Annotated in this window: 7 protein-coding genes; 5 read left to right on the top strand and 2 right to left on the bottom strand. The window is 66.4% G+C overall.

The features are described from left to right. Positions 1-195: hypothetical protein (locus KW832_RS19815; protein ID WP_218300975.1), on the top strand; the 195-nt coding region annotated here is incomplete at its 5' end. Positions 196-441: 246 nt separating this feature from the next. Next, positions 442-1,752, top strand: a complete 1,311-nt coding sequence (locus KW832_RS19810; protein ID WP_218300976.1) for an HD-GYP domain-containing protein — start codon at positions 442-444, stop codon at positions 1,750-1,752. Between the two features lie 9 nt (positions 1,753-1,761). On the opposite strand, the gene KW832_RS19805 is transcribed toward KW832_RS19810, so the two are convergent. Continuing rightward, entirely contained in the window at positions 1,762-2,367 is a 606-nt protein-coding gene (locus KW832_RS19805; RefSeq protein WP_121419972.1) for an IPTL-CTERM sorting domain-containing protein, read from the bottom strand. Positions 2,368-2,554: 187 nt separating this feature from the next. Between KW832_RS19805 and imuA the strand changes: the two genes are divergently transcribed. The 3 genes from imuA to KW832_RS19790 are packed head-to-tail and all read left to right on the top strand — an operon-like array spanning position 2,555 to position 8,229. Then, complete coding sequence (gene imuA / locus KW832_RS19800) at positions 2,555-3,439, top strand: translesion DNA synthesis-associated protein ImuA (RefSeq protein WP_218300977.1); 885 nt, start codon at positions 2,555-2,557, stop codon at positions 3,437-3,439. Further along, entirely contained in the window at positions 3,402-4,955 is a 1,554-nt protein-coding gene (locus tag KW832_RS19795) for a DNA polymerase Y family protein (RefSeq protein WP_218300978.1), read from the top strand. Before imuA ends, KW832_RS19795 begins: the two co-directional genes overlap by 38 nt. 16 nt (positions 4,956-4,971) lie before the next feature. Next, complete coding sequence (locus KW832_RS19790) at positions 4,972-8,229, top strand: error-prone DNA polymerase (RefSeq protein WP_218300979.1); 3,258 nt, start codon at positions 4,972-4,974, stop codon at positions 8,227-8,229. On the opposite strand, the gene KW832_RS19785 is transcribed toward KW832_RS19790, so the two are convergent. Beyond that, positions 8,223-8,786, bottom strand: coding sequence for a M23 family metallopeptidase (locus KW832_RS19785; protein WP_218300980.1), 564 nt, complete (start codon positions 8,784-8,786; stop codon positions 8,223-8,225). The two genes, KW832_RS19790 and KW832_RS19785, sit on opposite strands and share 7 nt — an antisense overlap. Between the last annotated feature and the right edge of the window lie 14 nt (positions 8,787-8,800).

The following is an 8,800-nucleotide window of genomic DNA, read 5'->3' as shown; positions in this document are numbered from 1 at the left end:
GTCTCAAAAAAGCCGGGTCAAAAAACCATTCCTGAACCGGGTTCGGTGAGTCGCCTTGCGGGTTCGGCTCATCGATGGGTTGAACTGTACGCGGGTGAAGTCCAAAGAAAAACCACCGAGTCGCAAATTAACTGTTCCAGTATTGGAAACAATGCCGCCAGAAAATTTCAGGGTTTACCCAGATTTTTAGCCTGAAAAGAAGGCTTGAACCGCTTTTGCATGCAATGAATGAAGCGTTTATCCGGAATGGTGACCCATGGTTGCAGGACGGGCTGAATCGGGTGGTGAATGGCGTGCAGGGAAGTCTCCCGGCCTTGTGAAACACTGGGGGACGGCGACTGGGACTTGATCTGGCTCAAGACTGTGTGTGGCCCGGGTATTTTTCGTGGATGCCCCTCGGGGAGAACGCTCTATAGTCCCGAATAAGCTTTTGTTATCTGCATGACGGACACCCTTGCGCCTGCGGGCATCGACACTTCGGACAGCCCCCACTACTTGCGCGCGTTGACCGACATGGCTGACCGGCGCACGGTGGTTGCTGACGCAGCTATTTACACCGACAAAGGTATCAAGCTGGTCGAAAAAGGCGCGCGCATCGACAGCCGCCTGTATGACCGCCTGGTGCAGCACAAGCTGCGCGAGCCCATTGACCGCCATCTGTCCATCGAGAATCCCGTGGACGTACCCGCTTTGCTCGCGGCGGGGCAGACCATGAGCGAACAGGAGGTGCTGCCCAGCCTGCTGGCAGAAGCCCTCGGCTCGGCTGCCCGGCTGCTGGCGCCGCTGCGCTCGCTGCCCTTGCCTCCATCCATGGCCTGCAAGCTCACCGTGATGCGCGATCAGCGGCCCGGGCTGTTTCAACACAGCCTGCAGATGATGACGGTGGCCGTGTTCCTGGGCATCAAAAGCGGTCTTGCTGAGCGCGACTGCGCCAATCTTGCGGCAGCAGCCTTGCTGCACGATCTGGGTGTGCTGCACATGGATCCGGCCTGGGACGATCCCGACCACAAGGTCGTTGGTGTTCAGCGCAAGCATCTGGTGGCGCACCCCATCACCGCCATGCTCATGATCCGCGATACCCAGGTCTATCCCCGGGCTGTGGATGTGGCGGTGCTGGAACACCACGAGCGCATGGATGGCAGCGGCTACCCGCGTGGCCTGGCCGGTGCGGACATCTCTGTTCTGGGCCGCATCCTGTTGCTGGCCGAGGTGGTGGCGGCGTTCTATGAAAAATACGACGACATGCCCGCGCAGCGCCTGTCGCTGGTGCTGCGGCTGAACCATCGCAAATTTCCATCGGCCCTGGTGGCACACATCCTGCCCCTGCTGCAGGAAGAAGTCGCCCGGGAATCTGCCCTCATGCCGCTGGGCAACGATGCCTCGCGCCAGATCGATCTGCTGGCCGAAGCTTTTGAATGCTGGGATCGGCTCAAGACCGCACTGCCTCCCGAAGCCAGTGTCAAGGCACTGCCGGGAAGCGCCTTTGTGTTCCTCGATGCGCGGCTGCTGGCTTTGCAAAAAGCCTTGCTGGAGGCCGGTTCACACCCTCGGCAGCAGGGTGAACTCATGACCCAGTTGCAGGGCGATGCCATTGGGATGGCTGAAGTGGCGCTGGTGGGGCGCGAGGCGCTGTGGCAGCTGCAAAGTATTGTGAATGCCAGCTATCGCCGCTGGCCGCAGCTGGCAGACCGCGCCACCCCTGCAGATGCAGCGGTGGCGGATTGGTGTGATTGGGCAGTGCGGAAGCTTTGAAAAGGGTGGTCAGCCCACCCGGCTTCGCAGCCAGAACCGATGGTGCATCGCCCAGCCAGCCATGAGCACCGCGAGGACCAGCAGCCCCCATTCAGACAGCGTCGGAATGGATGCTGGCGGCGCGATGCCGATGTGGACCGTGAATGAATCCGCTGTCGGGCCCGTGCCCCAGGTCCAGAGATAGGTGCCCGGTGTGAGTCCCAGGCTGGCCAGCGAGGTCGCAGTCCAGGTGGCCGAGGACGTGAGCGCAGAGCCCGAGACGTAACCTGCCGGGGCGAAGACGAAACCGGGCATTGTGCTGTCCAGGCCCACCATGTCGCCAGATCCTGCATTCGCCCCGACAGGGCCTCCGCCTCCGAACGCTGGTGGGCCGGATATCCCCAGGTAGGCGTCCACGGTGCCAGCCGTACCGGTGAAGACCAGCCCAGCCGAAGCAATGACCCCGGGGGACAGAGGCCCGCTGCCCGCAGGCGAGAGGGCCCCCAGATTCATGCTGCCACTGCCACTGGCGACCACATTGCCACCGCTTTCAAAAAAGTAGAGCGTATAGGCAGCGAACGTGTTGCCGGACAGGAGCAGCAACAGGGCGACTGCTGCCGATTGGATTGTTTTCATTCAACGGACCCTCTCTTTTTTGTCCTGCCCATTGTAGGGAGCGTGGTGTGCGTTGGCCCAGTTTTATAGGGCCTGGGACGCGTTGCCTCCAAAAGCCCCTCACCCCAAAGTCTTCTCCGCCAGTTGCCCCGGTGCTCGAAATACTGGTTATATTTACAGTATTCATATTGTTCTTCTCGTCTTCGCCATGCCTGCGCTACGCCACTCCCTGGGGGTTGTCGCGTCCGATCTGCCATTGACCGTGCCCGGTGTCTGGCATGCGGACGCATTGGGTGCGGGCCAGTTGCAGGTGCAGTCCACCGGTTATGGTCCTCTGGATGCGCAGTTGCCCGGTGGGGGCTGGCCGGTGGGGGCGTTGAGCGAGGTGCTGCAGCCCCTGGCGGGCCTGCACGAATGGCAGCTTGTGCTGCCTGCCCTGGTACAGGCCACTGCCCCGCGCTCGGGGGCGGTGGTGGTGGTAGCGCCGCCTTGCGAGCCTTTTGGACCGGCGCTGCAGGCCCAGGGCTTGTCAGTCGAGCGGCTGTGTGTGGTGCGGGCCGATGCCGCCGCTGCGCTCTGGGCGGCAGAGCAGGCGTTGCGTTGCCGGGAGGTTCTGGCCGTGATGGCCTGGCTGCCGCAGGTGCAGCCCGCAGCCCTGCGCAGGCTGCAACTGGCAGCAGCGCAGCAACGTCAACTGCTATGGGTGTTTCGCCCGGCCAGTGCTGCGGCCCAGGCCTCACCAGCCTTGCTGCGGCTACAGGTGCAGGGGATGGCCATGCCGGGAGGTGTATGCACAGTCCCCGGGATGCAGGTGCACATTCTCAAGCGCCGGGGGCCGCCCCTGGCGCAAGGGCTGGATCTGCCGGGCTGTCATCCCCGGCTGGCCCAGGTGCTGGCAGCCCAGGCCGGGCGCCGGCGTGCAGCGCAGGTGGATGCTGGCAGCACCTTGGTGGCAGGTCGCCTTGCTGCGGCAGCCAAGGCATCGGGGGCGTTGCCCATGCGCCCTTCAGTGGAGCTGCTGGTGCCGTTGGGGGCGGGGCCAGAGGGGAGGGCGCATGCACTGGATCGCGCTGCCATTGCCCTGGTGCGATGAGGCATCCGCACCGCCTGCAGGGGTTGTGCACACCGCTGCGGCAGGCTGGTGGGCCCTGCGTTTTACCCCGCGTGTGGCACTGGTGGATGCAGAGGCCGTGCTGCTGGAGGTGTCCACCACCGAGCGGCTGTGGGGCGGGCGCGAAGTGCTGCTGGCCCAGGTGCTGCAGGCCTGGGCCTGGGCCGGGGCATCTGCCAGGGGCTCCGCCCCCCCCGCTGCCCAGGTCGCTGGCGAGTGTGGGCCTGCAGGGGAAGGGACGGCGGCGGGCGCACAGCCGACGGGCGCACCCGTGATCTGGGGCAGTGGCCCCACCGCCCTGGTGGCGCAGGCCCGGCTGCGTGTGGCGTTGGCGGGGCTGGCTCTCCCTGCACAGGGGCCGCTGAGCCTGCCTCTACACACACTCACAGCCTTGCGCCCGCATGTGGCCAGCCTGGAGCGCATGGGCTGCCGCACCTGGGGGGCACTGCGGGCGCTGCCCCGCGCCGGGGTGTCGCGGCGTTTTGGTGCGGCGGTGCTGCGGGTGCTGGACCAGGCCGTGGGAGATGCCCCTGAGGCCCACGCCTGGCTGGAGCTGCCCGAGCAGTTTGTGCTGACGGGCGAGTTGCCTGCGCTGGCAGAGTCGGCCGATGCGCTGCTCTGGAGCGCCAGCCGCTGCCTCACGGCCTTGCAAGGCTGGCTGCAAGCGCGGCAGCAGGGCGTGCTGGGCCTGGAGCTGGCCTGGCGCCATGACCTGCGGCGCATCGATGGTGTGGCCATCGCCCCCACGCAGGCGCTGCAGGTGCGCACGGCGCAGGCCACGCAGGACATGGGGCATCTGCGGCGCCTGTTGTCTGAAAATCTGGCGCGCACCACGCTGGCCGCGCCGGTCAATCAGATCACGCTGCGTTTGCTGGAGGCGGCCCCGCTGCCACACCGCAGTGCGAGCCTGCTGCCGCCCGACCATCTGGGCGGCGCCGACCCTGCTGGCGCCCAGGGCGAGGCTTTGCACCAGTTGCTGGAGCGCCTGTCAGCCCGGCTTGGAGCAGACCATGTGCAGGCCCCGGTGCTGCAGGCCGACCACCGCCCCGAATGCATGCAGCAGTGGCGCCCGGCGGCCGAGGTGCTGCGCGTGACGGCGGCGGCCGCAAAGCACGCTGCAGCCCGGAATGCCTCCGTCAGTGTTGCCAAGACGGCGCTGGATGCAGCCCCCGATGCCCTGCTGCTGCCCACCTGGCTGCTGAACCCGCCCCGGCGGCTGGCGGTGCAGGGCAACCGCCCCTGCCACCACGGCCTGCTGCGACTGCTGGCCGGGCCCCACCGCTTTGAAGCGGGCTGGTGGTCTGCGGCCGGGGAGGGCGCAGGCCCGGCCCCCGGTGAAGGTGCCCTGGCCTTGCGCGACTACTTTGTGGCGCACAACGATGTGGCGGGGCTGGTGTGGGTGTTCCGCGAGCGGCTGGCGCCGGTGCCGTCCGTGTCGGATGGTCCCCCTGTCGCCGTGCGGCCCCATCGCTGGTTCCTGCATGGGGTGTTTGGGTGATGTCTGCGGAGGCTCCATGGGCCTGACACCTTCCTCTGCATCGCCTGCACAAGCCACCGTGCTGCCGGGCTATGCCGAGCTGCACTGCCTGTCCAACTTCAGCTTCCAGCGTGGTGCATCGCATCCACAGGAACTCGTGAAGCGCGCGCTGGCGCTGGGCTACCAGGCCCTCGCGCTGACGGACGAATGCTCGGTGGCGGGTGTGGTGCGCGCCTGGGAGGCCGCCAAGGAATGTGGTTTGCACCTCATCGTGGGCAGCGAGTTTTTGTGGGGTGACGACCTGCGGCTGGTGGCCCTGGCGCGCGATGCCGAGGGCTGGGGCAATCTGTGTGAGTTCATCACCGCGGCCCGTGCGGTCGCATCCAAGGGGCAGTACCACGTGGGCCCGCGCAGCCCCTGGGGATTGCTGCAAGGGTGCGAGTTGCTGCTGGCGCCTATCCGGCAACGCTTTGATGCTTCTGATTTGATAGCTATTAGCGCTTGTCTATCCAGCGCTAGAGGCCAATTTGACTCAAATTTTGATGGCCATATCTGGTTGGCCGTCGAACTGCACCTGGCCCCGGACGACAGCCTGTGGCTGGCCACGCTGCAGCGTGTGGGTGCGGCGCTGGGCTTGCCGCTGGTGGCAGCGGGCGATGTGCACATGCACGCCCGTTCGCGCAAGCCGCTGCAGGATGTGATCACCGCCGTACGCCTGGGCCGCAGCGTGGGCGAATGCGGGTTTGCGCTGCAGCCCAATGCCGAGCGCCACCTGCGCCGGCGCGTGCGGCTGGCGGGCGTCTATCCGCCCGAGTTGCTGGACGCCACGCTCACCGTGGCGGGGCGCTGCACGTTCACCCTGGACGAAATCAAGTACCAGTACCCGCTGGAGACCGTGCCCGCTGGCATGACCCCCGCGCAGGCACTGGCCTGGCTGGTGCAGGCGGGTGTGCAAGGCGTTTACCCGCAGGGCGCGCCACAGAAGGTGCAGGCGCAGATCCGCAAAGAGCTGGACCTGATCGCACACTGCCAGTACGAGATGTACTTCCTCACGGTGCACGACATCGTGCGCTACGCGCGCAGCCAGGGCATCCTGTGCCAGGGGCGTGGCTCGGCCGCGAATTCGGTGGTCTGCTACATGCTGGGCATCACGGCCGTGCCGCCCGAAAACTCACACCTGCTGTTCGAGCGCTTTATCAGCAAGGAGCGCAAGGAGCCGCCCGACATCGACGTGGACTTCGAGCACGACCGGCGCGAGGAGGTCATCCAGTACATCTACGAAAAATACGGCCGCGAGCGCGCCGCCATCGCGGCCGTGATTACCACCTACCGCACGCGCAGCGCGCTGCGCGATGTGGGCAAGGCGCTGGGCGTGGCGCCGTCCTTGGTCGATGCCTTTGCCAAGGACCACCACTGGTTTGACGAGCAGTTCGCCACCGACCGGTTGCAGGAACTGGCTGAAAGCCTGGGTGCATCGCTGCACCGGCACACGGCCCAGCTGTGGCTGGAGCTGGCGGCGGACCTCAAAGGCTTTCCGCGCCACCTGAGCCAGCATGTGGGCGGCTTTGTGCTCACGCAGGGCAAGCTCACGCGCCTGGTGCCCGTGGAGCCCGCGAGCATGGAGCACCGATCGGTCATCCAGTGGGACAAGGACGACCTGGACACCATGGGCCTGCTCAAGGTCGATGTGCTGGCCCTTGGCATGCTCAGCGCGCTGCGCCGCTGCCTGAATTTGCGCGAAGCCTTGCGCGGTGAGCGCTGGGACCTCCAGGGCATTCCGCGCGAAGACCCCGCCACCTACGACATGATCTGCGCCGCCGACACCGTGGGCGTGTTCCAGATCGAAAGCCGCGCGCAGATGAGCATGCTGCCGCGCCTGCGGCCGCGCGAGTTCTACGACCTGGTGGTGGAGGTGGCGATTGTGCGGCCCGGGCCTATTCAGGGCGGCATGGTGCACCCCTACCTGCAGGCGCGTGAACGCAGGCGCAGGGGCGAGCCGCTGCAATTGGAAAAGCCTGAACTGGAAGCGGCCCTGGCGCGCACGCTGGGCGTGCCGATTTTTCAGGAGCAGGTGATGCAGATCGCCATGGTGGCGGCCGGGTTCTCTGCCGGCATGGCGGACGATCTGCGCCGGTCGATGGCGGCCTGGAAGCGCAAGGGCGGCGTGCACCGGTTCGAGCGCCCACTGGTCGGAGGCATGGAAGCGCGTGGTTACCGTACCGAGTTTGCCCAGGCCATCTTCCAGCAGATGCTGGGCTTTGGCGAATATGGCTTTCCTGAAAGCCACGCCCACAGCTTTGCCTTGCTGGCCTATGCCAGCAGCTGGCTCAAATGCCATGAGCCCGCGTGTTTTCTGGCCGCGCTGCTCAATTCGTTGCCCATGGGTTTTTACACCGCCTCGCAACTGGTGCAGGATGCGCGCCGCCACGGCGTGCGTGTGCTGCCCATCGACGTGACCTGCAGCGACATCGACTGCACGCTGGAGGGCACACCAGAGCCACTGAGACCGGCGCGGGGGCTGGGCGTGCCGCCACTGCCGCAGCCCGCTGTGCGTCTGGGCTTGCGGCTGGTGGGCAGCCTGCACAAAGATGCTGCCGAACGACTGGTGGAGGCCCGCGCTACAGGCCCTGCCTTTGCCAACACCGAAGACCTGGCCCTGCGCGCACAGCTGAGCCAGCAAGACCTACAGGCGCTCGCTGCAGCCGATGCGCTGGCGGGCCTGTCAGGCCACCGGCGCCAGCAGATGTGGGAGGCGGCCGCGCAGCACACGGCACCGCCCCTGCTGCGCGATGTGCCCGTGCACGAAGCGCCCCTGCAACTGCTCGCCGCGCCCGAGGGCGAAGAGATTCTTTTCGACTACGCCGCCACCGGCCTCACACTGCGCCGCCACCCACTGGCCCTGCTGCGCCCGCGCCTTGCGCGCTGGCGCCTGCAGACCGCCCTGCAGCTGAACACCGTGCCCCATGGCCGCAAGGTGCGCGCCTGCGGCATCGTCACTGTGCGCCAGCGCCCCGGCACGGCCAAAGGCACGATGTTCGTCACGCTGGAGGACGAGACGGGTCCCGTCAACGTGATCGTGTGGCCTGCGCTGGTGGAGACATGGCGCAATGCGCTGCTCAGGTCGCAACTGCTGGCGGTGGAGGGCGTGTGGCAGTGCAGCGTGCCCGAGGGGGAGGGGGGCGCTCTGAAGGCGGCCACGGTAGTGCGCCACCTGGTGGCCCAGCGCTTCAAGGACCTGACACCGCTGCTCGGTCGCATGGCCCAGGCGCTGCAGGGTAGCCGGGACTTTCACTGACCTTCGGCGCTGCTTCGGATCATCCTTCTGACTCCCCTGCGGTCACGCTCCAGCAGATAGGCGTGGGGGTCGATGAAGAACGCTTTTTTGGCGCCCTGCGTAGCGCCATCCACCTTCCACGGCGCGGGCAGCATTCGCACGATGGAATAGTGCAGGTGTGGCGGCTTGCCCTGCGCGTTGCCGCTGGCGCCCAGCGTGCCAATCGCCTCTCCTGACGCCACGAAGGAGAAGGCGCCTGTGCCGATCGAGTCCAGGTGAGCAAAGTAATGCAGCCGCCAGCGCGGCCCAAGCACCAGCACCACCTTGCCGCCTTTGGCGATTTCTCCTGTGAACAGCACGACGCCATCCGTAGTGCTCAGCACTGGCGTGCCGGTCTTGCCAAAGATGTCGATGCCCTTGTGCACACCCGAGCTGCCCCAGGGTTCGAACCAGAAGGACTTGGAATTCCAGTCTTTTGCGGAGGCTCCGGCCACAGGGATCTGGATGCGCTCTGGCAGTAACAGGCCCCCCACCAGCACGGCCAGCAGGGTGAGGCCCAGAATTTTTGCCATTTTCATGGCGCGATTATTCC

Source organism: Acidovorax sp. sif0632, assembly GCF_019218805.1.
GTDB classification, from domain to species: domain Bacteria; phylum Pseudomonadota; class Gammaproteobacteria; order Burkholderiales; family Burkholderiaceae_C; genus Acidovorax; species Acidovorax facilis.
This window is presented reverse-complemented; position numbering and strand designations above follow the sequence as displayed.

Bases quoted from the DNA above. Each gene is read 5' to 3' on its own strand.
- KW832_RS19810 (WP_218300976.1), top strand. From the start codon at position 442: ATGACGGACACCCTTGCGCCTGCGGGCATCGACACTTCGGACAGCCCC.
- KW832_RS19805 (WP_121419972.1), bottom strand. From the start codon at position 2,367: ATGAAAACAATCCAATCGGCAGCAGTCGCCCTGTTGCTGCTCCTGTCC.
- imuA (WP_218300977.1), top strand. From the start codon at position 2,555: ATGCCTGCGCTACGCCACTCCCTGGGGGTTGTCGCGTCCGATCTGCCA.
- KW832_RS19795 (WP_218300978.1), top strand. From the start codon at position 3,402: ATGCACTGGATCGCGCTGCCATTGCCCTGGTGCGATGAGGCATCCGCA.
- KW832_RS19790 (WP_218300979.1), top strand. From the start codon at position 4,972: ATGGGCCTGACACCTTCCTCTGCATCGCCTGCACAAGCCACCGTGCTG.
- KW832_RS19785 (WP_218300980.1), bottom strand. From the start codon at position 8,786: ATGAAAATGGCAAAAATTCTGGGCCTCACCCTGCTGGCCGTGCTGGTG.